Annotated in this window: 16 protein-coding genes and 1 riboswitch; of the genes, 8 read left to right on the top strand and 8 right to left on the bottom strand. The window is 44.9% G+C overall.

Annotation, left to right across the window (positions count from 1 at the left end; translation table 11 throughout):
- The first annotated feature begins 93 nt into the window (after positions 1-93).
- The gene (locus MHH60_RS14455) at positions 94-1554 is read left to right on the top strand and encodes an alpha-L-fucosidase (RefSeq protein WP_076133484.1); all 1461 of its coding nucleotides are present in this window, start codon (positions 94-96) and stop codon (positions 1552-1554) included.
- 93 nt (positions 1555-1647) lie between these two features.
- On the opposite strand, the gene MHH60_RS14450 is transcribed toward MHH60_RS14455, so the two are convergent.
- Positions 1648-2853, bottom strand: a complete 1206-nt coding sequence (locus MHH60_RS14450) for a mannitol-1-phosphate 5-dehydrogenase (RefSeq protein WP_076133486.1) — start codon at positions 2851-2853, stop codon at positions 1648-1650.
- Positions 2854-2895: 42 nt separating this feature from the next.
- A complete protein-coding gene (locus tag MHH60_RS14445; RefSeq protein WP_076133677.1) occupies positions 2896-3558 on the bottom strand; it encodes an HAD family hydrolase in 663 nt (220 codons plus the stop codon).
- Between the two features lie 516 nt (positions 3559-4074).
- Here MHH60_RS14445 and MHH60_RS14440 point away from each other — a divergent pair.
- The 6 genes from MHH60_RS14440 (at position 4075) to MHH60_RS14415 (ending at position 10684) form a co-directional block, all read left to right on the top strand.
- Positions 4075-5100, top strand: coding sequence for an ABC transporter substrate-binding protein (locus tag MHH60_RS14440; RefSeq protein WP_076133487.1), 1026 nt, complete (start codon positions 4075-4077; stop codon positions 5098-5100).
- A 139-nt stretch (positions 5101-5239) separates the two neighbouring features.
- On the top strand, positions 5240-6907 hold the full coding sequence (locus tag MHH60_RS14435) for an AraC family transcriptional regulator (protein ID WP_076133488.1): 1668 nt from the start codon (positions 5240-5242) through the stop codon (positions 6905-6907).
- Positions 6908-6955: 48 nt separating this feature from the next.
- A riboswitch (cyclic di-AMP (ydaO/yuaA leader) is annotated at positions 6956-7099 on the top strand.
- A 132-nt stretch (positions 7100-7231) separates the two neighbouring features.
- Positions 7232-8407 carry a KamA family radical SAM protein gene (locus tag MHH60_RS14430; RefSeq protein ID WP_370511468.1) on the top strand — a complete coding sequence of 392 codons (1176 nt, stop codon included), beginning with the start codon at positions 7232-7234 and terminating at the stop codon, positions 8405-8407.
- A 142-nt stretch (positions 8408-8549) separates the two neighbouring features.
- On the top strand, positions 8550-9461 hold the full coding sequence (locus tag MHH60_RS14425; protein ID WP_076133490.1) for a helix-turn-helix transcriptional regulator: 912 nt from the start codon (positions 8550-8552) through the stop codon (positions 9459-9461).
- Between the two features lie 81 nt (positions 9462-9542).
- Positions 9543-10058, top strand: coding sequence for a DinB family protein (locus tag MHH60_RS14420; RefSeq protein ID WP_076133491.1), 516 nt, complete (start codon positions 9543-9545; stop codon positions 10056-10058).
- Between the two features lie 56 nt (positions 10059-10114).
- Positions 10115-10684 carry a YdeI/OmpD-associated family protein gene (locus tag MHH60_RS14415; protein WP_076133492.1) on the top strand — a complete coding sequence of 190 codons (570 nt, stop codon included), beginning with the start codon at positions 10115-10117 and terminating at the stop codon, positions 10682-10684.
- A gap of 193 nt (positions 10685-10877) precedes the next feature.
- On the opposite strand, the gene MHH60_RS14410 is transcribed toward MHH60_RS14415, so the two are convergent.
- The gene (locus MHH60_RS14410) at positions 10878-11027 is read right to left on the bottom strand and encodes a hypothetical protein (protein ID WP_179088853.1); all 150 of its coding nucleotides are present in this window, start codon (positions 11025-11027) and stop codon (positions 10878-10880) included.
- 735 nt (positions 11028-11762) lie between these two features.
- Positions 11763-14267: an excinuclease ABC subunit UvrA gene (gene uvrA, locus MHH60_RS14405; RefSeq protein WP_076133493.1), complete on the bottom strand. Its 2505-nt coding sequence runs from the start codon at positions 14265-14267 to the stop codon at positions 11763-11765.
- Between the two features lie 206 nt (positions 14268-14473).
- Between uvrA and MHH60_RS14400 the strand changes: the two genes are divergently transcribed.
- Entirely contained in the window at positions 14474-14962 is a 489-nt protein-coding gene (locus MHH60_RS14400; RefSeq protein ID WP_081388842.1) for a MarR family winged helix-turn-helix transcriptional regulator, read from the top strand.
- 70 nt (positions 14963-15032) lie between these two features.
- On the opposite strand, the gene MHH60_RS14395 is transcribed toward MHH60_RS14400, so the two are convergent.
- The 4 genes from MHH60_RS14395 to MHH60_RS14380 all read right to left on the bottom strand — a co-directional run bounded on the left by MHH60_RS14395 (position 15033) and on the right by MHH60_RS14380 (position 23943).
- On the bottom strand, positions 15033-17786 hold the full coding sequence (locus tag MHH60_RS14395; RefSeq protein WP_256715050.1) for an alpha-mannosidase: 2754 nt from the start codon (positions 17784-17786) through the stop codon (positions 15033-15035).
- A gap of 45 nt (positions 17787-17831) precedes the next feature.
- Positions 17832-20984 (bottom strand): beta-galactosidase, encoded by a 3153-nt coding sequence (locus tag MHH60_RS14390; RefSeq protein WP_076133494.1) that lies wholly within the window; start codon positions 20982-20984, stop codon positions 17832-17834.
- On the bottom strand, positions 20981-22300 hold the full coding sequence (locus tag MHH60_RS14385; protein ID WP_076133495.1) for a glycoside hydrolase family 125 protein: 1320 nt from the start codon (positions 22298-22300) through the stop codon (positions 20981-20983). Before MHH60_RS14385 ends, MHH60_RS14390 begins: the two co-directional genes overlap by 4 nt.
- A 125-nt stretch (positions 22301-22425) precedes the next feature.
- Positions 22426-23943 (bottom strand): ABC transporter substrate-binding protein, encoded by a 1518-nt coding sequence (locus MHH60_RS14380; RefSeq protein ID WP_076133496.1) that lies wholly within the window; start codon positions 23941-23943, stop codon positions 22426-22428.
- Positions 23944-23948 lie beyond the last annotated feature (5 nt).

The following is a 23948-nucleotide window of genomic DNA, read 5'->3' as shown; positions in this document are numbered from 1 at the left end:
TTGTACATCTAAAAGTTAATGTCCTACATTTTGATTCCCACATCCATTCACTACAATGAAGAAGAAATAAACGTTTGAAAGGATGATTGCAAAATGGTGGATAAAAACAAATATTTAAAAGTAATCGAAGATACGATCGCAACTGGAAGATTCAAAGCCGATTGGGATTCACTAAGTCAATTTCAAGTGCCCACGTGGTATGAGAACGCTAAGTTTGGTATTTTCATTCATTGGGGCCTTTATTCTATTCCAGCTTTCGCCAATGAGTGGTATCCCCGAAATATGTATATCCAGGGTTCACGGGAATATGAACATCATCTCGCTACTTATGGCGAGCATAAAACCTTTGGCTATAAGGATTTCATCCCCTTGTTCAAGGCTGAGCATTTCAATGCTGAGGAATGGGCCAATCTCTTCAAATTATCTGGAGCCAAATACGTGATGCCTGTTGCAGAGCACCATGACGGCTTTCAAATGTATAAGAGCGCTTACTCCCACTATAACACATATGAGATGGGTCCCAAGCGGGATTTAGTCGGAGAAATGAAAGGCGCTTTTGAGCAGCAGGGATTAGAGTTTTGTGTATCTTCCCATAGAGCTGAACACTGGTTCTTCCTGTCTCATGGCAAGGAATTTGATTCCGATATTCATGAACCGCTTGGATGTGGAGATTTCTATTGGCCATCTATGCCCGAACCCGATCATCAGGATTTATTCGGCTCCCCACCCGATCAAGAATTTCTGGAGGATTGGTTGATTCGCTGCTGCGAGCTGGTAGACAATTATCAGCCGAAAATCTTTTACTTTGACTGGTGGATTCACACAGCTGCCTTCAAACCCTATCTTAAAAAGTTCGCCGCTTACTATTACAATAAGGGAGAGGAATGGGGAACTCCGGTTGCAATCAATTATAAGCATGATGCCTTCATGTTTGGCTCAGCGATCCCAGATATTGAGAGAGGTCATTTCTCCGAGCTTAAACCTTATTTCTGGCAAACGGATACAGCAGTAGCTAAAAATTCATGGTGTTATACACCGGAAAATGATTATAAATCTGCCGTAGAAATTATCAGAGATTTAGTAGATATCGTAAGCAAAAACGGCAACCTGCTGCTGAATATAGGCCCTAAAGCGGACGGCAGCATTCCAGCTCAGGATCAGGAGATTCTGCTTGGCATCGGAGAATGGCTAAAGGTAAATGGTGAAGCTATCTATGATACGACCTACTGGCGCACCTTCGGGGAAGGCCCTACAGAGATCGTTGAAGGTCAGTTTACAGATGGGATCACGAAAATTTTCACCAATGAAGATATCCGCTTTACGGTAAAAGGCAGCTATCTTTACGCTACTGTTCTTGTCTATCCAAACAACGGTATAGTGCAAATCAAATCCCTTAAAGAAAACTCTGCTCACTTCCATGGGATGATTAAACAGATCAAAATCTTAGGTTTTGAGGAACAACCTGCATGGGAAAAAACCGATGAAGCCTTGGTTATAAAAACAACCTCGGTTCGCAGTGAGACTCCGGTTGTTCTGCGGATTGAATTAGATTAGAGACTCTTACAGAACTTCATAACCTATAAAAAGAGTGTTCTTGCCCATCCAGCAGAGAACACTCTTTTATAGTTTTATAACCATCAATTTATATTAAAAGTAGGGTACCCTGACGTTTACTGTCTTCATTCTAGTCCTATGAGGATATCTCGCGCGTAATTTGTTGGACTCCAAAATAATGCGACCATGAAGCGGATGCTCCGCGGGAATTTTTAGTTGTGCAGCAATGACTTCACTTAGCCCGTGGTTTCGGATTTCGGCTTGAAGCTGTAAGGCTTCTGGATCTTTTTCATGATCAAAATAAAGTGCAGAAGCAATAGCTGAGACTAAATGTGAGGTCTCAAAACCAAGTTCATGAGCAAGCATGGCCGGTTTTACGAGTCGATCATTAGGTGAAAGCTTGCGAAGCGGGGAGCGGGCTACACGTGTAATTTTATCGTTAAAGTTGGGGTTAGTGAATCGTTCCATCATCTTTTCTATATACCGGTCATGTTCTATGGGCTTAAAGCCATATAAATGCACCAATAATGTCCCTGTTTCCATAAGCACCCCGTGAACACGAGCCCTGATTTCGGGATCAGACATCGCTTCTTGAATGCTAGTATAACCGTCCAGATATCCAAAATAGGCTGCACTGCAATGACCTGTATTCACAGTATATAGCTTCCGTTCGAGGTATGGCGCTAGCGAATCCACATAATGGACGCCTTTAATTTCATTGTAATTACCAATCATTCCACTGCGGGGAATAACCCACTCACTGAAGGGTTCAACGAGGATTTCAAGTGAATCTGTATTTTTCTGCATAGGTACAATCCGGTCCACCATCGCATTGGGAAAAGCGACATTGCGGTCAGCAAGCTCCTTGAAGGATTGCTTCATATGCCGATAAACTGATTTTTTCAACTTCTGACTGCTTCCAATCCCATTCTCACAGGCAATGATATGAAGTGGGGTGAGATTTCTGCTATTTTCAAGCCTTCGTTCGATGCCCTGCGCAATGGTCTCAGCAATATCTTTTAAAGCGGATATTCCGACTGCAGTTGTCACAATTTCAGCTTCTGCTATAGCTCTAGTAACGTCCTCTGTATCATTCAGATTGATTGCAGTAACATTATCAACGATAAAGCTGTCCCGGTTCTTGTTAGCTAGGGTGACAGGATATTGCCCACTTTTTTGCAATTGGGCAATTTTACTCTTATTTCTTCCGACGAAACAAACGTTGTAACCGGAGTCCGACAACATAGGCCCAATAAAACCTCTGCCAATATTGCCCGCTCCAAAGTGTACGGCTCTCAATTTGGTATCCCCCTTTAATTTGAACTCAGTTTCTCGGTTTCTCTATACGAAGCAACGTTGAGTAACTACATGATCAAATTCAAGAAGACTTAAATTATCTATTTTATGGTGCTGCTTATCGAATTCAAGGAAATTAGTAATTTCGTTAGGCGTCACAATGCAACGGATGCCAGCTGCTGCCGCTGCCTTAGATCCATTCGGTGAATCCTCGATAGCAACCGCCTCATCAGCTGTGATTCCAAGACAAGCTAACGTTTGGTTATATAGCTCGGGATCTGGTTTCACTTTTGCCACATGGTCAGCAGTCCGAACACATTCGAAATACTCGCGAATACCCAATTGATTCAGATATTTTTCCACCCATTCCAGTGAAGAACTTGAGGCCAGCCCTATACACAGTCCAGCTGCCTTGGCAGAATCAAGATAATGCTGAATACCTGGTCGTATTGTTTCAAGCTCCATCAGTTTGCTGTGTCTCTGTTTAACAGCCTTGCTGAACTCTTCTTTGTCAATTGCGAGCTTAAGGTCAGTCATCAAATATTCATAAGGATTAAAACTGTTCAAGCTCGTGCCGATGCAGGTGGAATATTGTTCAAGCGTCAGGTCCACTCCATATTCTGCATAAGCCTCGTTAAATGCGGTGTACCAAGCAGTCTCCGTGTCGATAATCGTTCCGTCAAAATCAAAAATAATTCCTTTGATCACAATCAACCATCTCCCTCGTATTATGTTTGGTTAGAATATCTTACGCAAAACCTTCTGCATATTCTACAAAAAGCTATTTCGGCTTGCGTTTGACTATAAAAACCATAACAAAGCCCTTCTACTGGCGTCAAGCACGGTAGATAACATGCCACGCAATGATAACGATTACAATCAAGGCGGATAACCCTGGATTTTTGGATACCTGAATATCTTAAAACATAACAGTAATCAGATTCAAAAAAACACCACAATCCTATGTGCTTCAAGGGATTCCATCTACCAAGTTTGTTATGAAGACAAGCTTCCTCTCTTTCTCTCCATTGCCGTTATTTAGAGTATTTTTCCAAGCAGCTAAAAATAATTTCAAACACATCCTTTTTACTTGATTGTACAAATCAAATTACGGGGTTATTTTTTGTCCATTGAGTAAAAAGAGGCTTTAATTTATGATAGTTTTTAATCGAGAATGATTATCATTATTGGTGGTCGTTACATATAATAGGGAGGCAATAAGATATGAACAAGGTACGACAGTCCTTCGCTGTGGTATGTGTACTATTTTTGATGAGTACATTGTTACTAGCGTGCGGAAACTCAAAGGAACAATCCTCTGCCAATAGTACGGCAAACGCAACCGGGAACTCTTCCGCTGCAACCGCAGTACCTTCAGCAGAACCCTCAGATAGCAGTACAGATGAAGCAGCAGCGACTACCCGCTCCTATACAGATTACATAGGGCATACTGTAGAGATTCCGGTGAATCCGCAGCGAATTATCTATTCTGGAGAAACTTATGGCGATTTGCTCGCACTTGGTGTGCAGGCGGTAGGTTATCCTCTTTCTATGGGTGAAGGCCAGGTTTTTGAAGATCAATTACAAGGTGTGGAGGATGTAGGCTTCCCTATCAATCTGGAAAAAACATTGGAGCTTCAGCCTGACCTGATCATCTATGCGGGCACAGATGAAGCTGATTTCGAGCAGCTCTCCAAAATTGCACCAACGATAATATTTAATACCTTTGCCCCACTCCAGGAACGTATGCTGGACATTGGTGGAATTGTTGGTAAAACGACTGAAGCAGAAGCATGGCTTGCGCAGTATAAAACCGCTGAAGAGAACATGTGGAAGCAATTGAAATCCGCAGGCATGAAAGAAGGCGAAACCGCTGCGGTCTTCACTTATTATCCAGGAGACAGACTGTTTATAATGGCAGCAACCGGACTTTCACAGGTACTCTATGGGGAGAATGGCTTCAAGGCAACCCCAGCTATTCAAAAGATACTTGATGAAGGTAAAGGGTTCCAGGAAGTATCCATGGAAGTCCTGAAAGAATATGCCGGAGACCGGATATTCATCTTGACTCCAGTGGCAGAAGAAGCAAAACAATCCACAGAGAATCTATTAAAGAGCCCTATCTGGAAGAGCCTTCCTGCCGTCAAGAACGGATATGTCTATACACAAGACATCATGAAGACTTCAAGTGATGCGACAACAAGAGAATGGCTGCTTGGCGAAATTCCACAGCTATTGAATATGAAATAACCTTCCGAGATGAAGTGTTTAACACAAGGCTGATAAAAAACTGCAAGAAGCATGTCAACAGCTGTTGATATGCTTCTTTTTTTTATATACAATGAATTCATTGATAATCATTCTCACCAAATGAACGGAGGCTGAACCCATGCTGCATACATCATCGTCCTGCCCCCCACTCCACTCTCTGTTATTTCAGCTAAACGAGGCCGAACTGATGATTCAAGCTGCCGATTCAAGCTCAATAACGCGTACACCCCAGGACTATACCCTTCTCATATTTACTGGAGGGAACGGACAATTGAACCTCGATGATCAAAGCGTGATACTAAGTACGGATAAATGTTATCTACTATCTCCTGGAATCTCCTATAGTACGAACAACCAGGAGCTGACGTTGTATTATTACCTCATCACCTTTACAGCAATTTATACAACCAAGCATCCTAAACGATATTCTGGAGAACTGCTTTCCGGCAGACGGGAGTTAATTGTGCACCCGTTCACCAAGGTAATCCGACTAGTCGAAGAGCTGCTCATGAACAGGAATAATACCGATGATGTACAACAATTCAAGCGACAATTAAAATTCCAAGAATTGCTGCTGCTACTTTTTGAGCATAATTACCCTTCCAAACATCTGCCAAGTCCTACGGAATCCGTAGAAAAGACCATAACATTCATTCAGGAGCATTATACAGAGAGTATCACCGTGAAGCAGTTGGCTGAACGGGCGGGGATATCCATCTGGCAGTATACACCGATCTTTCAACAGCTTACAGGTAAAAAGCCGCTTGAATACCTGACGGATCTGCGAATTAATCATTCCAAACGATTCCTGCAGGAATCGTCTGAACCACTGCGGGAAATCGCCAGACTGGTCGGCTTCTCGGATGAATACTATTTCAGCCGCCGCTTTCGGCAAAAAACCGGAGTTACACCCGGACAATATGCACATCAGCAAGGTCGTAAGCTTACCGTCAAGGATTGGACGGGTCATGAGGTGGAGATTCCAGAGCGAGCGAAACGTATTGTCTATCATGGCGAAACACTTGGCGACCTTCTCGCGTTAGGTGTAAAGCCTATCGGTGGAGATGAAGCGTTCGCCCGGAACAGCGTCTATAAACATCGGCTTAAGAAGCTCGCCAACGTCGGGTTTCCACTGGACCCGCAGTTGACCGCTTCCCTAAACCCAGATTTGATCATTTTGGCAAATAGTGATGAAAGAGCCTACAGAGCAGTTTCTGGTATCGCTCCGACACTCACCTTTGATTCATTTGCGCCTCTCGACAACCGAATGCGGACATTAGGCAGTTGGCTAGGTAAACAGCGCGAAGCGGAAGCATGGCTGGAGTCATTCACAATCAAAAACGCAGCCATGTGGCAGCAGCTTTACTCGACAACTCTCCAAGTTGGAGAAACCGCCTCTGCTTTGGTCTATGATCATGGAGATCATCTATATGCTATGGGAATGTCCGGATTCTCCACTGCGCTTTATGCCCCATGTGGTTTACAACCGACCGAAGAGATTCAGGCCATATTGGACGAAGAGTTAGGGTTCGCCGAAGTGGATCCAACACGACTGCCTGCCTACGCCGGAGATCATATCTTCATGTTCATTCCGGAACGCAAAGACTCGCGAGCTGCAATGGAACGACTACTAGACAGTTCACTTTGGAACAGTCTCCCGGCAGTACGCCAGGGACATGTTTATCTGCTCGACGGAAGCAAATGGAACTCCAGTGATGCGTTAACCCGGGAGAAGCTGCTAACGCTGCTGCCTAAACTACTCGGCGGAAGTAGCGCTAGCAATTGAAGGTGAATCTAGGATTCTCTTTTGACTTTTCAAAACTTCATAGGGTATACTTTATCTACGCTTAATTTCCAACTTTTACAGTTGAAAAGCGGGGGAACCAGTTAATTGGGGCGAATCATTGAGCATTAGAATGTAGGGTACCATCTTACCCGAGTCCGTCAGCTAACCTCGTCAGCAGTGGATGGGTCTGCTTTTCATGTTATTTACATAACCAGAGACCCTTGCTAAGGGTCTCTTTTTGTGCTTTTTTTGGACCCTGCTGGCAGTAGATTGGCCTTTGACACTAAGGCTCCCTCATTTCTCACACTACGAGACAAAGGAGAGATGTACGTGCAAAAGGTAAAGTACTTCACGGATATTAACAAAATAGCTATGTTGTCTGAGCTGGAAAAAGAGAATCTGAAAGAAATTACAGAAAAATTTGTTTTTCGTGTAAATGACTACTATCTGTCTTTGATTAACTGGGATGATCCAGAAGATCCCATCCGTAAGCTGGTTATTCCTAACGAAGGTGAACTGCTGGAGTATGGGCGCTGGGACGCCTCCGATGAGGACACGAATTATGTGGTACCTGGTTGTCAGCACAAGTATAGAACCACTGCACTGCTAATTGTATCCGAGGTCTGCGGGGCTTATTGCCGCTACTGTTTCCGTAAGCGTCTGTTTCGAAATGACGTGAAAGAGGCGATGGCTGATGTCTCTCCGGGCTTGGAGTATATCGCAAAGAATCCGGAGATTAACAACGTACTTCTTACGGGCGGGGACAGTTTAATTCTCTCCACACCGAAGCTAAGATCCATTATTGAAAATCTAAGAAGCATTGAGCATGTTAAAATCATTAGACTAGGTTCGAAGATACCCGTATTTAATCCGATGCGGATCTCTGAAGACGAAGAGCTGCTGGAGCTGATTCGTACTTACTCTACCGAAGACAAACGAATCTATGTTATGGCGCACATCAATCATCCTCGTGAAATCACACTTGAAGCCAAAAAAGCATTTAAAGCTCTCCACAACGCAGGGGCAATTGTCGTAAATCAGACTCCCATCCTCAAAGGCATCAACGATGATCCCGTTATTTTAGGGGAACTATTGGACCGGCTTTCATGGGCTGGCGTTACACCCTACTACTTTTTTGTGAACCGGCCCGTTGCCGGAAACCGGGATTTCGTATTACCGCTCGAGCAAGTCTATCAAATTGTAGAAGAAGCCAAAGCCAGAACCTCAGGACTTGGCAAAAGAGTACGCTTATCCATGAGCCACACCTCAGGAAAAATAGAAATTCTCGCCATTGATAACGGGAAAGCCTATCTCAAATACCATCAATCCAGAGATCAGGAATACGGAAAATTTATGATTCTAGATTGTCCAAAGGACGCCGAATGGTTCGATGACCTGCCTGGGAATGAGCAATATTGGACCCCACCTGTGAAAAAAAACGATGCTATTATTTCTGTTAATGATTTATCTGGCGAGTCTGCGCATTTAATCTGTAAATAGATTAATCAGCTCTGTCAGACTCTGTCATAGGATATTTCTTCATCACCAACAACAAAACTCCTCCCTCCCAAAATTAGCCCGAAAAAATCTATGATATAATCATGCTGTAACACGAAATGGACTAATGGGTGGGAATACACATATGAAATTGGAACGATTGATTTCTATGATCTACAAGCTATTGAACCACGAAGTTTTATCTGCCTCCAAGCTGGCTGAAGAGTTTCAGGTTTCCCAGCGAACAATCTATAGGGATATCGATGTAATTTGTGCCGCTGGCATCCCGGTCGTATCATATCACGGAACTAAAGGTGGATATGGCATCATGGACGGATATAAAATGGATAAAAGCCTGCTCCGTTCGTATGATGTCACTTCTCTGATTACTGTACTTAACAGTCTCTCTTCCGTGTTTGAAGATGAGCATGCGCAAGGAACCATTGAACGGCTGCAAACGATTGGAACGGAGCCACAGACCTCTAGTCTCGCGGTGGATCTTGAAACGCGGCGTACGGATCCTGACGCACTTCCTCTTTTACGTGCGGCTATAGCAGAACGAATTGTCGTCCGTTTTGATTACATCAGTGTAAAAAATGAACGTACAACCCGTGAAATGGAACCCGTAAAGCTTCATTTTAAATATAGCAACTGGTACATCTATGGTTATTGCCGCGCACGGCAGGACTATCGGGAGTTTCGTCTTTCCCGGATGCTGAATTTGTACCTGACGAAGGATACCTTTAAATCACAACATGAGGTACCTAAAGAGGCTGGCTGTTCAAACAGGGCAGATCAGGTGGAGGAAATAGTAATCCGGGTGGGCCCTGAGGCTTTGGCAGAAGCTTTGGATCAGTTTCATCAAGTCGACAAGGAATTTCATTCCGATAAAAGCATGACGATGCGAATTCCTGTGTATAAGCCATTAGAAGCACGTTGGCTTTGGTCCATTCTGCTGAGTTTCGGCAGCGGGGCCGAAGTCCTCGAACCCCCTGCATTGCGAGGAATTTTAAAAGAGCAGCTTCAAAACACACTCAAACTTTATGAAGAAGTATGACAGTCTGATGTCATACTTCTTCTTTTATATTAACTACAGTAACAAAAAAAATCCATGACAATTCAAAAGGAGATTGTACGAATGACAAATTATCCAGTAGAAATGTTTAAATACCACACATGGGCAAACCAAACTATCCTGGGGAGAATCAAGGAACTCCCGGCTTCTGTTCTAAGTCAAGAAGTGAACAGCTCATTTCCCACCCTCGCTCATGCCCTTAGCCATATCTATGCGGTTGATACGATGTGGTATCTTGTTTTAACGGGCACTGCCATGCCTGAGGCTTTTCAACAAAGTATCCCGCTAAATTTGAGCATTCTAGATTCTGTGGATGAATACGTAAATATCTTTGCCCAGCTATCGGAACAATACAAAAAATGGTTACACAACCAATCCGATTTGGAGCAAACCATTCTGCTTGACAATCCATTCGCCGGAATCCGCCAAACACACCTATCAGAAATTGTGTTGCAAGTCGTTAATCACGGGACTTATCATAGAGGTAATGTATCTACTATGTTACGGCAGTTAGGCTATGCTTCCACCATGAATGACTATGCTCTTTTTTGGTATCAGGTACATTCGGAAGCTATTTAAACTCTAATGGGCAATCTGCCCCACTCCATACCTAGAAAGGAAATTGTATTTTAATTATGGAGATTGAAAATCTAATTACAGTAAAGACGAGAGAAGATTTAAGAGTTTGGCTGCAGGAGAATTCTAAGACTGAAAAATCTTGTTGGGTACTCGTTAGTATGACGCCAAACCAAGAAACGTTGCTATATTTGGACGTAGTTGAGGAATGTTTGTGTTTTGGATGGATCGATGGAGTGAAAAAGAAAATTTCGGAAACGGAGCTGGCGCAAAGACTCTCTCCCCGAAGCAAAAAAAGCTCTTGGACTGAATTGAATAAAGAACGGGTCCGCCGCCTCGAAAAGCTGGGATTAATGAGTGCTGAAGGAAAACGGGTACTTCCTGATATGAACCCTGATTCTTTTATAGTAGATAAGATTATAGAGCAACGGCTCAAAGAGGACAGGCAAGTATATGAGAATTTCCAGGCTTTTCCAGACCTTTATAAAAGAGTTCGGATCGACACGATCCAAAGCAATAAACATCAGCCAGATTTATTTAAGAGTAAATTAGACAAGTTTATAGCAAACACTAAAGAAAATAAAATGTACGGGCAATGGCATGATAATGGACGTCTGCTGGATTATTAAGCTGCGCTAGATGCATGATCTCCTGCTGAGGCTTTCGGACTCCAATGACGCTATTTACTTATTTATCGCCTTTTCAGCAATCCATCGGACTCCAGTGCAGCTATTCCATAGAAACAAGCTCTTGTGCGGTGATTTTTCTTCCAATAGGTGCTATGCGGTCCGATAATACTCCAAATGGCGGATTTTCCTGCATTTAAGGTCCGCTGAGTCCGATACGCCGAAGAATGATCATTCGCTGGTCTGCTGTTACCGTTATTGTTATTGTTACTGTTACTGCTACTGCTTCTGCTTCTGCTTCTGCTTCTGCTTCTGCTTCTGCTTCTGCTTCTGCTATCGATACCATAATCTCCTGCTGAGGCTTCCGGACTCCAATGACGCTATTTACTAATTTATCGCCTTTTCAGCAACTTATCGGACTCCAGCGCAGCTATTCCTTAGAAACAGGCTCTTATACGGTGATTTTTCTTCCAATAGGAGCTATGCGGTCCGATAATACTCCAATATGCGGATTTTCCTGCATATAAGGTCCGCTGGGTCCGATACCGCCGAAGTATGATCATTCGCTGGTCTGCTGGGTCCGATACCGCCGAAGTATGATCATTCGCTGGTCTACTACCACTACTACTTCTGATACTGCTACTGCTACCATGATCTCCTGCCGAAGCTTCCGGACTCCAATGACGCTATTTACTAATTTTTCTCCTTTTCAGTAACTCATCGGACTCCAGCGCAGCTATTCCTTAGAAACAGGCTCTTATACGGTGATTTTTCCGCCAATAGGAGCTATGCGGTCCGATAATACTCCAAATGGCGGATTTTCCTGCATTTAAGGTCTGCTGAGTCCGATACCGCCGAAGCATAGTCTTTCGCTGTCTGATGCTACCGTATCCTAATCATCTGCGGATCAAACACCATTGACTCATGATCATCTGTTATTCCGAAAGTGTTAAGTACGCGTGAATGGGATTGGTTCAGACGTTCAGACGAAGTTTAGAGTTGAGAGCAGAGGTTTGGTTTAAGTTCAAAAAAGGAGGTGTCCTAGCCATTTTCATGGCTTTTGGACACCTCCTTTTTTTGATTACAGCCCTTCAGCCAGAATCCGTTTCAGGAACATCCCTGTGTAGGATTCCCGCACTTCAGCAACCTGCTCCGGTGTACCTTCAGCTACAAGCTTACCGCCCACAACGCCACCTTCAGGGCCGATGTCAATCACCCAATCGGACTCCCGAATCAGCTCTAAGCTGTGCTCCACAACTACGACAGTATTTCCCGTATCAACCAATTTGCTCAACAAGGTATGGAGCTGCTTGATGTCTGACGGATGAAGGCCTGTTGTTGGTTCATCGAGCAGATAGAGCGTATGGTTTTTGGAAGGTTTGCTCAGCTCTTTAGCCAGTCTTATCCGTTGCCCTTCACCACCCGATAAGGTTTTGACAGATTGTCCCCATTTAAGGTAACCGAGACCCACCTCACACAATGTCTCGATAATCCCCGCCATTTTGGCTTCTGACTTAAGAATCGGCAAGCTTTCCTGCACGGACATGTCCAGCAGATCCGAGATGGAGTACCCATCATATTTCACCTGGAGAACCTCATCCGTAAATCTTCTCCCTTTACATGCGTGGCATTTAACCTCCAGATCGGGTAAGAAATTCATGTCCACAGTCAGCACCCCAAGGCCCTGACAGGTTTCGCAGCGTCCACCCGGTGTGTTAAAGGAAAAATGCTTGGAGGTCAGTTTTCTTTTTTTCGCCTCCGGCAAAGCAGCAAACAATTGGCGCAGATGTGTGAATACATCTGTATACGTCGCTACATTAGAACGCAGCATTCTACCCATGGGCGATTGGTCAAAGATCACTATATTTCCAACCTGATCTAAGCCCGCAATCTCCGCACAGCCTATTTGCTCATGACCTTTCGCACTGCCTTGCGCAAGAATATCAAAGACCAGCGTCGACTTGCCTGAACCCGAAACCCCAGTTACAGAGACCAGACAACCTAGAGGTAAAGATACTTCCGGGATATCAATATTCCGGTACTGTGCCTGTCGGATGGTGATCTGTTTTCCTTCCCCTTTCCGGCGAACGTATGCAGCAGTCTTATGACGCTCTTCTCTAAGATAGGCTCCCGTAACGGAAGTCTCGCTTGCCATCAAGTCCTCAATACTGCCCTCGCCAACAACTTGCCCGCCGTCCAGACCAGCACCCGGACCCATATCAATAATATGATCGGCAGCGCGCATCATCTCAATATCATGCTCGATAACGAGCACCGTATTACCCAAATCGCGCAGCTCCTGAAGCACACGAATGAGGCCAACAGTATCCCGCGGATGAAGCCCGGTCGTCGGTTCATCTAGAATGTATAATACTCCAGTCAGACCTGACCCCAGCAATGAGGCAAGGCGCAACCGTTGTGCCTCTCCACCAGAGAGGGAAACCGTCTGACGGTTCATGGAAAGATAACCAAGACCAACATCGATAATCCGTTTTAGTCGGGTAGGCATATCGTGAAGGATGGGTTCAAGCAGATGAAGTCCCTCGGCGGGAAAAGCCGCCTCCAAGCCTTTCGTCCACTCGTAAACATCGCTTAATGACCAATCCGATACCTCCGTAATCGATGCGTCAGCTACCCGAACGAGACGAACTTCTTTTTTTAGGCGAGCGCCAAGACATTCCGGACATTGCTGTTCATGAAAAAATCCGCCGTCTTTTTCCTGTGTACCAGCTTCTCCTTCCTTCTCCTTGTATCGCCGCCACAAACCAGGAATGACGCCTTCAAATTTGGTGCCTTGAATCGGCTTAACATTGGGAAAATGGCGCTTAAACGCCTCACTTTCCACTCCGTAATATAACAAGTCGCGCTGAATTTCGCTGTAATTTTTTAAGGGCTGATCCGGGTCAAACTCAAAGCCAAAATGCTTGCCAGCAGCCACTAATATACGCATCTGTATATCACGATGAACACCATTCAGCGAGGCCACCCCACCCTCACGCATACTAAGCTCTGGATTAAACACGGCCGCTTCATTTATAGTTGCCACAGATCCAACACCGCCGCAGGCTTCACAAGCTCCCTCCGGTTTATTAAAAGAAAAGTGTGACATGCCCAGCTTTTCAAGCTCAGCTCCGCAATGCGGACAACCCATCGTTTGACCATCCATTTCCTCGTCTTCCTCGATCAGCAATCCCCTCGCTTCAAAAGAAGGTGGAATGCTGCCACTACAGGAAGGGCAAACCCGCTCGCCTAATCTGGAAAAGATAAACCGGACAAACGTATAGATGTCGGTGACTGTCCCAACTGTCGAGCGGGGATTACGATTGGTGACATGTTGTCCAACACTAATGGACGGAGACAGTCCAATAATAGACTCCACCTTTGGTTTGCTGATCGTATCTGACGTCATGCCCATGGAATCCAAATACTGTCTTTGGCATTCCCGCTGAAGTGTATCCATAGCTAACGTCGATTTCCCTGATCCCGAAGGTCCTGTCAGGACAACTAGCTTATACTTAGGAATCGTGAGCGAGACATTTTTCAGATTATTCTCTCTTGCACCTTTAATAACAATAGTCTCTTTCACATCTATTCCCCTCTCAATTCAACCCACTGGTTCGTAGTTATATCTTCTATCCATATGGTTCCCCAAAGTTGTTGTATTGCAATTATTTTGCAAAACATTTCTAATTTCGATAGAATGTATTTGATAAATCACAAAATTTTCGAATAACTTTATAATCTAATATCTTGACTATCAAGATATAATTATTTTAAAAGGAGCGTTATCTTTTGTCAAGCCACGAACAACCTACACCAGAGCAGGAACAATTCACCTTGCTTATGCGCAGTTTGGGAAACCGAACGGTATTGTACCAACAAAATGTAGCCGCCTCACTTGGGTTATACAATAATGATTTCTTATCTATAGATATTCTACGGGAGAAAGGTCCGATTACTGCGGGAGAACTGTCCAAATTAACGGGTCTGACCACAGGCAGTGTTACCGCATTAATAGACCGGCTCGAAAAAAACGGCTATGTTTGCAGACAAAATGACCCGAATGACCGCCGTAAAGTGATTATTGTGCCATTATATGAGAATAAAGATGATGTCATAGATACGTATCAACCGCTCCATACCGCCATGGTTAAGCTCGCAGCTTCTTATACGGATAAAGAGCTCGCCCTTATTTCGCAGTTTTTAGGCAAAGCAAGTGCGGTTCTGGAAGAGCAGATTGATCATCTTGGATCCACTGCGCGCGGCAAATCTTCTTCCTAAGATACGTATTTATACAAAAAAGGACGATATCCACAAGTCATACGACTCTCTGGATACCGTCCTTTTTCATTTATTTTCTAATACCAATTGTTACAATTTCGCATGGACCGATCTGTAAGTCAAAGCTACCTTTCTCATCACTAGTAACTGGGTGGCTCTCCTCTTCTAGGATCGTCGTTTTATAGAAATACTGCTGCGGAATAAACGAATGGAAGGCCAGGTTGGTGTTCTGCTGACTCATGTTGTACCAACGCAGCAGTATATCTCCAGTCTGCTCGTTCATTTTTAGTGAAGAAAATGCGAGTTCCTTACTCTCCCAATCGAATGGAGTATACACCGGCGCAACCACACCTGCATGTACATCTGTCTGGCATACAATCCACGGAACCTGGAATTGGTAAGCTTTAGCATAAGCACCAGAAGTTATACCCTCACCTGTGTGCGGGATTAGCTCCATACGAACAACGTGCTCTCCAAGACACTGCGCTTCTGGAGTAGGGAATAGCCCCCAGTCACCAAGTTCGCCAACAGAACGTAACAGTGTAATCGCAATAGTGTTACGTCCATCTCGCAGCACTTCATATTCATTTAATCCAAAATTAGCGGCGGTTAGACCCGCTTCCCCATCACTAACATCAACAAAGGCTTGCTGATGTTGCGTGTTACTCGGATTCTTCCATTCTGTAGCTGGTTCAATATTCCGCTCAGCGACCTCGAACATCGAATCTACACGATGCGTAGCAGCGTTCAAATCTGTCGGAAACAGTATACGAATCCGGTGATCTTTGGCCTGGTTATCTATTGTCGTTTCGATATGCAATCCCTTTCCGCCCCGCTCCAAGGTGACTACAGTACGAAGTTTTAAAATGACTGTGTCACTACTGCGCTGAGCTTTGCGCTCCGGATAGTAAACCAATGCACGCTGCTCCTCATCCAGCTTATCATCTGCCGAGGCTGGAATCTCCCAGTTATGGTTAATTTCTATAGCGGCGCGAAACGATGTATTTTCCAGCACACAAATATTAGCCTTTAGTCCTTTAGTCGTCAGAGCTTGTTCGGCCTCTGGCTGTTTGTACATATATTCATTGCCGATATCCCCGGTGTTTTCATATACGCCAAGATCTTGATAGGTCACGCCACTAGTTTTGTCACTTAGCATAAACGAACCATCATCATTAATAACTACCTTGATAACGTCATTTTCCAGCACCCGATCTCCTTGTAGCAAAGATTCAGCGGCTATTGGCAGTTCTGCATCTGCCCGGCGAACCCAAGCATATGAACGAAGACCCAGCGCAGGAACTTCTACGGCTTCAAAGGTAAGTCTTACCCGGCGGCACATATACGGCTGACGGAACTTGTCATCTGGCAAATCATAACCAAACTGAAGACCTAAGTCCTCCAGCTGGCAGGCAATATCATTCCCTTGATTGTCTACTAACACACGATCGTGCAAGTCAATTCCGGTCATACGGCTAGCCGTTTCTTCCAGAGAGAACCCTTCTCGCAAATATAGACGCGCCACATCAAGTTCTACGCTCACAGTACCCGTGCGACTCCAACCCGTCATATTCATCGCAACTAGTGGAAGCACGTCTTCACCATATGCTGTAAACCCGGTCGTATCCACAGCTTCTGCAATCACTCGTTTACTACCCTCAACAATGGTCTCTGCCACATGACGGCTTTTGTCAAAACGGGTGACCATCTCACGGTGTACCTCATCCACGCTGCATCCACAAATACTATCATGCGGATGATTCTGCATTAATGTCTTCCATGCATAGTTGAACAGATGATGGGGGTACTCTTTGCCCAGTAAATGTGCGAACGAAGCAAGTGGCTCGGCCAACTTTTCAAGCAAGATTTGCCCTTCCTGATTCATCTGTTTCAAATAGACACGCGCAGACGCGGTATTCACTAACGTACCCCATCCATCGGTATGCTGGCTCCGCAGTTCTCCCTTTACAGTCGACAAGCTGCTGCGATCCATTACACCCTCTACGGCCTTAAGGTAATCAGGAAAGTTCGAATGAATGAACTCCATATCTGGATACAACCGCTTCGCAGTTTCGACAGCCTCTGGCAAATCCAGTTGAGCCGGCTGATGATCGCAACCATTCATGAACAGCAGCTCACCTGTAGAGGCAAACTTCCGCGCATCTGCCAGCTTTTTCTCCCAGAACACTTTGGCTTCTGCTTCATTTACAGGCACTTCGTTTCCGTTAGAATACCAATTGGCAAATAGGATGCCGAGCACTTTGGATCCATCAGGACCTTCCCAAATCAGCTCCGAGAATGAGGATTCGTAACCTCCATCTGACACCGTATTATTGAATCCAGTGGGCTTCACACCTCTTCCAAAAAAGGCATTATTGATGCCGGATTGCAGCATTAATTGTGGAGTCTGGCCGACTAGACCAAAGGTGTCCGGAAAATAACCGATTTTGGAGGGTTCCCCGTAACGCTTCGAATCCTGATGGCCAATCTGCATATTACGAACATTGGCCTCCCCACTAGTAAGGAACGCATCCTGCAGAATATACCAAGGTCCTATTAGAAGGCGACCTTCCGTAATATATTTCTGCAGCCGCTCTTGATTTTCGGGACGAACCTGAAGATAATCTTCCAGAATTATCGTCTGTCCATCCAGATAGAAACTCTTAAATTCGTTATCCTCATCCAACCGGTTCAGTAATTCATCAACCAGTTTCACTAAGCGTACATGATGCTTCTCATAGGGAAGATACCATTCCCGGTCCCAGTGTGTATGAGAAATGATGTGGGCTGTCTGAGGTTTAATTGATTGTTTTGAACTTTCCAAAGTGAAGACCTCCTTATATGCAATGCGTTCTATCTACCAAGATGCTTAATGTAGAAGATGTGGATAATTCACATGGATCTCGACTTCCTGCGGGCGATAAACACCAAGCAAATCTCCTTTACTATCCGTGGCAAAAAGAACAGAACGTTCCTGTTCCAACACGAACGAATAGGTTCGGCCAGTGGCTGAATCCTTCACCTCGATCTTTGCATCTTGGGCATATTCCGACACGAAGGTAAAAAGTGCACCCGTAGCAAAGCTCAGCTTCCGTCCGTAGATACCCGCTAAGTCCCCACCACTAATCCATTCAAAATCACGTTCCACAAAAGCAGCATTAACCGCGTAGCGGTAAAGTGCAGCCGTAGTATCCCTTCGCTCACTTAATTCAACGGGCAGTGGACTCCATAGGAGTCGACCCTTGCCAAGCGGAAGGTTCACGACAGTGTCTATAGTAGAACTCCCACCATTTTTTTGAATGATCGTTTCCTTCGTCACCTCAGCTATCCGGCGGTGGGCAAAAGAGACAGGCAGTACTTGACCTTGAAGCATAAGCACTTCTTCGCGGCGCACATTACGCAATTCACGTTTGCCAAGAATATCATTCAACCGATCCGAAGAACGCCAGTAGGCATCAATGCTTAACGGTCCAGTGGCAAGCAATACCGCTCCTGTCTCTTCAACGATATGTAACAACCGTTCCATCGCTGCATCAGCGAAGTTATGCGCGCTTGGCAGTATAATCAGTTTCGCAGGGTTCTTCTCCAAATCATCTAGGTGGTATTCAGAAGCCCCCCGAAAAGACGTCTTGAGCTCATAAGACAGAATGCGGGTAAGCTCTGTTGTAGACGCAAAAGCCAACTTCCGATTTGAGAAATCATTCGAATAAGGGAACACCACCGCAATTTCTTCCAATTTCCGATCACCAAATATATCACGGATACCTTCTATAAACTTCCCGAAATCATAAGATACGTCTGCCTCAGGCTTCTCGGTTCCATCCGCTCTCAGTGCTCCGATATGGGACTCATTCGCATTATCCATATAGAAATTCGTATTCCAGATCCAGTGAATAGCCCCCGCACCAGCCGTTCCAAAAGCGTAAGCATACTTCCGTTCCAGCAAATTCCGCAGCTCTTGTTCTGAACGTTTGGCTCGGCCATCTGGAGTTTCTACATACATGACGCCAGTCTCCTGAATTAGGTTTGGCTTATTAGGCGTCTTGGCAAAGATGCCATCCCACACCAGATAATCATTAAACCACCAGGAATGAACAGTGGTGTAATCCACCGCCTCCTCGTAGAAGAATGGCGAAGGTCGCTGCGCTCCTAGTCCCTCATCCTGGCCAACCGTAACCATCTGAGCTGGACATTGCTCCTTAATGGTGTCGTATAATTGCTTCACCCAACGGTTATGCATCTCCATAGAGAACAGACAATAATCCAACCAGCGTGTTCCCCTCTTGGCACTGTGCATATCTTGTACATCGAAGTTAATCTCTTTTGCTTCAGGCAGCCCTGCCGATACAAAGTCCGGAAGCTGTGAAGGTGTCATATTCCAGCGTTCCTGCAGCACGTCGATTACACCATGTCTTTCTTGTAGCCATTCCATAAAGGCTTGTCGCTCAAAACGATCATGGCATGAACTCGGGCCGTCCGAAAAAATACGTGCCGGATCAAACATCGACGGTTCATTAATAAGATCCCAATCTACATTCGAAGAATCTTTATGACGAGATACAATAGACCGAATGAACCGCTTCTGAGCTTCCACACTTTGTGGGTCCAGATAAGGATTTACCCCTCCCCACGTTTCCGGTGTGAAGGAGAAGAACGTGAAAGTCACTTGAAGATCATGCTTCTTCGCCGTCATGATGAAGGCGTCAATCGCCCGCAATACTTCTTCCGAGACATGTCCATCGTCTTGCATCACATTCCGATAAGCTGTCCAGATCCCTGTGCGGATCCAGTTAATCCCGGCCTTCCGCATCTGGCCCATATCACGATCCCAAACTCCGGCGTTCGGCAGAAATAGAAATTTACGCGCCACATCACTCGCCATATAAGTCATGCCGACCACTGGTAGCGGACGCCCATCTTTTATAAAATAATCTCTGCCGCTCGTTACCGGATGGCCTGCTGCCAGCAGCTCAGGAGCATGACCCCAGAACCCTTGGCGCAGAATGCGAACCTCACCATCACTGGCTTCTGCTTCACAGAGAATCTGGTAGAGGCCCCTACTTATCTCCAAAGGAACAGGCAGACGCACCATGTTTAGTTCAGCATTCGCCTTCATTTCCAAACTCTGAGACCACTTCAAAGAGGTATCTGATTCATGCTCTACATGAATTGTGAAATTCCATGTATCTTCATTTCGCATAGAAGGTCTCACTCGTTCAAGCTGCTGAATCTGAAGGGTTAGGGAAGCTCGTTCTCCTGATTCATAAGACGCGTAATTGGGCTTAACCCACATTTCCGTAACACCCTTGCTGCAGAAACGAGACCAATTGGAGATCGCGGAAGGACCTTTTTGCTCCCAAAAAGAAGCTGCTGCAGGTGTATTTACGAACAGCCAACGTGAACCTGCATATAAACCAATCGTATTCTCCCAAAGAACCACTGGGGCAGAAATTTCCCGACCCTCGAGTGTAATTCCTTTTAATAGCGGGTAAATCCGTGTGCTCATCGGACCTGCCGAGCCCATTTGATGTGGTAAATCACTCGTCTTTGTCGTATGTGGCACGAGGTTCCATGTGTCTGCACTCGTTAGAAAAAGAGTTTCTTGACCCTTAAGCAGAGGAATGACATCCGAGGCAAGCAATGAATGGTTGCGTGAGCATTCAACACGAAGTGCCTCATGAATATACAACTCCTGATGATAGGAAGTCTGCTCCGCTTCCACATGCCATCGGCCATTTTCCCAACGAACAGGTTGTTTGAAGGGTGCGCCTCCAATGCTAATCAGCCCTCCACCTCTTTGCAGGTATTCAAGAATGGCCATCCAAGCCGCTTTCGGGAAATAAGGGGCATGCAGATTGATGAAACAGCCGCCTTCCGTTTCGCATAGCGTTTGTGCAAGCTGATTCTCACTTACAATAGATCCGAACTCACTCATGGATGTAATCGCATCGCTAGGAATGGGACTGGAAATTGGAAAATCAGAATCATAAAATATGATGACAGGTCTGCTCAGGCTGCTCATAGTAGTCCTTCCTTCATCGTTTTATAGACAAGTTGGGAGAACAGACTATTGGACCAGGCGAACCATTTTCTAGTGAACGTATTCGGATCATCAACATGGAATCCCTCATGCATAAAGCCAGTATCCGCATCTGTAGCTTCTAACATCGTAAGCATCTCCAGCTTTTCTTCCTTAGTTGAAGCCGTCAAACCTTGCATGGATAATGCCATATGCCAGATGTAGTCTTTAGGAGTATGCGGACTGCCGATTCCCTTCGCTGCGGTTCCTTCAAAATAAAAAGGATTCTCCTTGCTCAGAGCAAATCGTCTCGTATTCTGATAAATTCCATCCTCTGCGGTAACATAGCCGAGATAAGGAATCGACAGGAGTCCTGGTGTTCCCGCATCATCCATCAAGCAGTAGTTGCCATAACCATCGGTCTCGTAGGCGTAGATTGGACCGAATTTCGGATGACGATAAATACCGTACAATTGAATTCCGTGATCAATCTCAGCTTCTAATGCTTTAAGCTGTTCCAGAAATTCAAGATCACGGAATACCCATTCAGCGAATTCCTGCATATGACGTAATGCAACAACAGCGAACATATTCCCCGGAATGTTGTAATGGAAGTCGCAAGCATCATCGCTCGAGCGGAACCCGGACCAAACCATGCCCGTGTAATTAACAGGCATACCCAGGCCGTTATTACGCAGTGTATCTTCAGGAATCCCATTGTTACGCGTAAAGCGGTATGGAGATAATTCACTATGGTGCTGTTCAGTTTTGAACAGGTTGTATATTTTGACCATGGCTGCCTTAAATCCGGCGTCGAATATATCAGCCTTTCCGGTTTCTTTCCAATAGGCATACGCCAGACGCATGGAAAAACAAAGAGAATCGATCTCGAATTTACGCTCCCACACCCAGGGGGACATTTCTGTAATATCGCTAGTGCTCCAATGCCAATCATTCGCCGTCTCATTAAACGCATTGGCGTACGGATCGATATGAATATACTCGATATGACGTTTAATTAACCCGCTGATAATCCGCTGAAGATCGGGATCGTTTTTAGCAAAGGGCACGTAGTGCATAACCTGCTCTACAGAGTCTCGCAACCAAGAAGCCGGGATATCTCCTGTAATCACAAACGTTGTTCCATCATCCATAAGCTTAGTCGTTGTCTCAAGCGTATTAGGGAAACAGTTCTTAAAGAGCTGCAACAGCTTCGGCCGATGAGCTAACTTCTCCTCTGCTTCGTTCAATACCTCTTGAACCGCTTGAGGAAGCGGCAGCTTCGGCATAGAGATGGTGGGAAGTCGGAATTTTTCCATATTCTCACTACTCCTTCATAATAAATGGGGATAGATAGAGAGACGGGCAGCATAGCTGCCCGTCTCCACTAATCCTATTTGTGTTACCTTTAGTGATTAATCTTAGGCGTGTTACGTTCATTAGCTTATTTCTTTGTCTGGTTCCACTCATCAAGTTGCTTTTGAACTTCTGCAATGACTTTATCCAATCCAGCTTCTTTAAATTTCTTCGCTGCTTTTGGCAGATATGTTTTAGGATCAACAGAACCTGTGTACAGCGCTGGCATAAATTCTTTAGTTACGTTGTTGATGGCCGCTACTTCTGTTTTCACAGGTGTAGGATCAAATGCAAACCCGAAGGTAGGGGCTTCTTTTGAAGAATCATTAAACTTCTTGAAAGCATCCCATTTATCAGCAGGGTCATCAGCATGCAGATAAGTCAATAACATATTCCCAAGCGTGAAGCCTGGCATTGCATAGCTATCTTGCATAGCTGGCAGATCTTCAATGACATTGTCGGAGATTTTCTTATAATGAGTGCCTTCAATACCATAGTTGAGCAAATTGCGTAAGTACTTATCTGTATTCAAAAGATTCAAGAACATCATCGCGCGTTCAGGATCACCTGAGGTTACGGAAATCGCGTGCATCGAACCTGCGGCGGACTGTGTATATACATAAGGCTCATGCATAGGCGAAGTTACAATTTCATAACCTGCTGAACGAGACCAACCTTTTTCTGCATAAGGTTGTGTAATTTCGCGATCGGCGAACCATTTACCGGTCTTAATGTTATCAATTCCTTCAAGTGTCGCAACGTCTGGGCGTAAGTAACCTGCTGTGTAAAGTCTACGCATCGTATCTAACGATGTTGCAAGTTCAGGTGTCTCCAGAATATTAACAACCTTGCCATCTGTGGAATCCATATAGACCCCGATAGGTAGCTCATCACCTAGTACATAGTCAAATGGCATAAATGGTTTAAAGCCTTTAGGAACAGCTAGCGGTGTAATATCAGCCGGCTCGTTCTCTTTAATCGTTTTAAGCAGTGGCTCTAGATCATCCAATGTACGGATATTGGAAATGTCCATGTTGTATTTATCAACATATTTCTTATTGAAGCGCCATACCCATTGCTGTCCAAGCTCCTTATTTACAGGAACACCATAGATCTCCCCTTTAATCTTAGTTCCTTCTAAGAAACGAGGGTCCAAAACTTCTTTCGTTTCCTTACCATACTTATCCAGCAGATCATTCAGACCCAAGAACGTACCATTAGCAGCGTTACGGCGGAAGTCATTTGTCCAAGAAGAGGTAAAGGCAATATCATAAGGCTCACCAGAAGCGGTGATGACTTGCATCTTCTTATCGTAATCGCCCCAATCGAACATCGTAATGTTCAACGTCGCATTAATTTTTTCTTGGGTATATTTATTAACTTCTTTTAAGACAAGATCCAAATCCTTTTGAGGTCCACCAATTAAATACATCTTCAACTCATATGGCTTTAATTCTGATGTGTTCCCTGCTGAATCCCCTGCTGCCGCTGAATTGTTTGTTTCTTTAGCAGCATTTGTATTATTATTCGAACCACATCCAGCTAGAAGGCCAGAAAAAAGCATTGTCCCTGCAAGAGCGAGTGTTAAGCCTTTTTTCATTTTCATTTCTA

It is taken from the genome of Paenibacillus sp. FSL H7-0716 (genome assembly GCF_038002705.1).
Taxonomy (GTDB): domain Bacteria; phylum Bacillota; class Bacilli; order Paenibacillales; family Paenibacillaceae; genus Paenibacillus_AQ; species Paenibacillus_AQ odorifer.
Note: the sequence above shows the minus strand (reverse complement) of the source record. Positions and strands in the feature narration are given on the sequence as shown.

Excerpts from the sequence above, each read along its gene's own strand:
- MHH60_RS14440 (WP_076133487.1), top strand. The coding sequence starts at position 4,075 with ATGAACAAGGTACGACAGTCCTTCGCTGTGGTATGTGTACTATTTTTG.
- MHH60_RS14425 (WP_076133490.1), top strand. The coding sequence starts at position 8,550 with ATGAAATTGGAACGATTGATTTCTATGATCTACAAGCTATTGAACCAC.
- MHH60_RS14430 (WP_370511468.1), top strand. The coding sequence starts at position 7,232 with ATGTACGTGCAAAAGGTAAAGTACTTCACGGATATTAACAAAATAGCT.
- MHH60_RS14385 (WP_076133495.1), bottom strand. The coding sequence starts at position 22,300 with ATGGAAAAATTCCGACTTCCCACCATCTCTATGCCGAAGCTGCCGCTT.
- MHH60_RS14390 (WP_076133494.1), bottom strand. The coding sequence starts at position 20,984 with ATGAGCAGCCTGAGCAGACCTGTCATCATATTTTATGATTCTGATTTT.
- MHH60_RS14420 (WP_076133491.1), top strand. The coding sequence starts at position 9,543 with ATGACAAATTATCCAGTAGAAATGTTTAAATACCACACATGGGCAAAC.
- MHH60_RS14455 (WP_076133484.1), top strand. The coding sequence starts at position 94 with ATGGTGGATAAAAACAAATATTTAAAAGTAATCGAAGATACGATCGCA.
- MHH60_RS14415 (WP_076133492.1), top strand. The coding sequence starts at position 10,115 with ATGGAGATTGAAAATCTAATTACAGTAAAGACGAGAGAAGATTTAAGA.
- MHH60_RS14380 (WP_076133496.1), bottom strand. The coding sequence starts at position 23,943 with ATGAAAATGAAAAAAGGCTTAACACTCGCTCTTGCAGGGACAATGCTT.
- MHH60_RS14410 (WP_179088853.1), bottom strand. The coding sequence starts at position 11,027 with ATGGTATCGATAGCAGAAGCAGAAGCAGAAGCAGAAGCAGAAGCAGAA.
- MHH60_RS14435 (WP_076133488.1), top strand. The coding sequence starts at position 5,240 with ATGCTGCATACATCATCGTCCTGCCCCCCACTCCACTCTCTGTTATTT.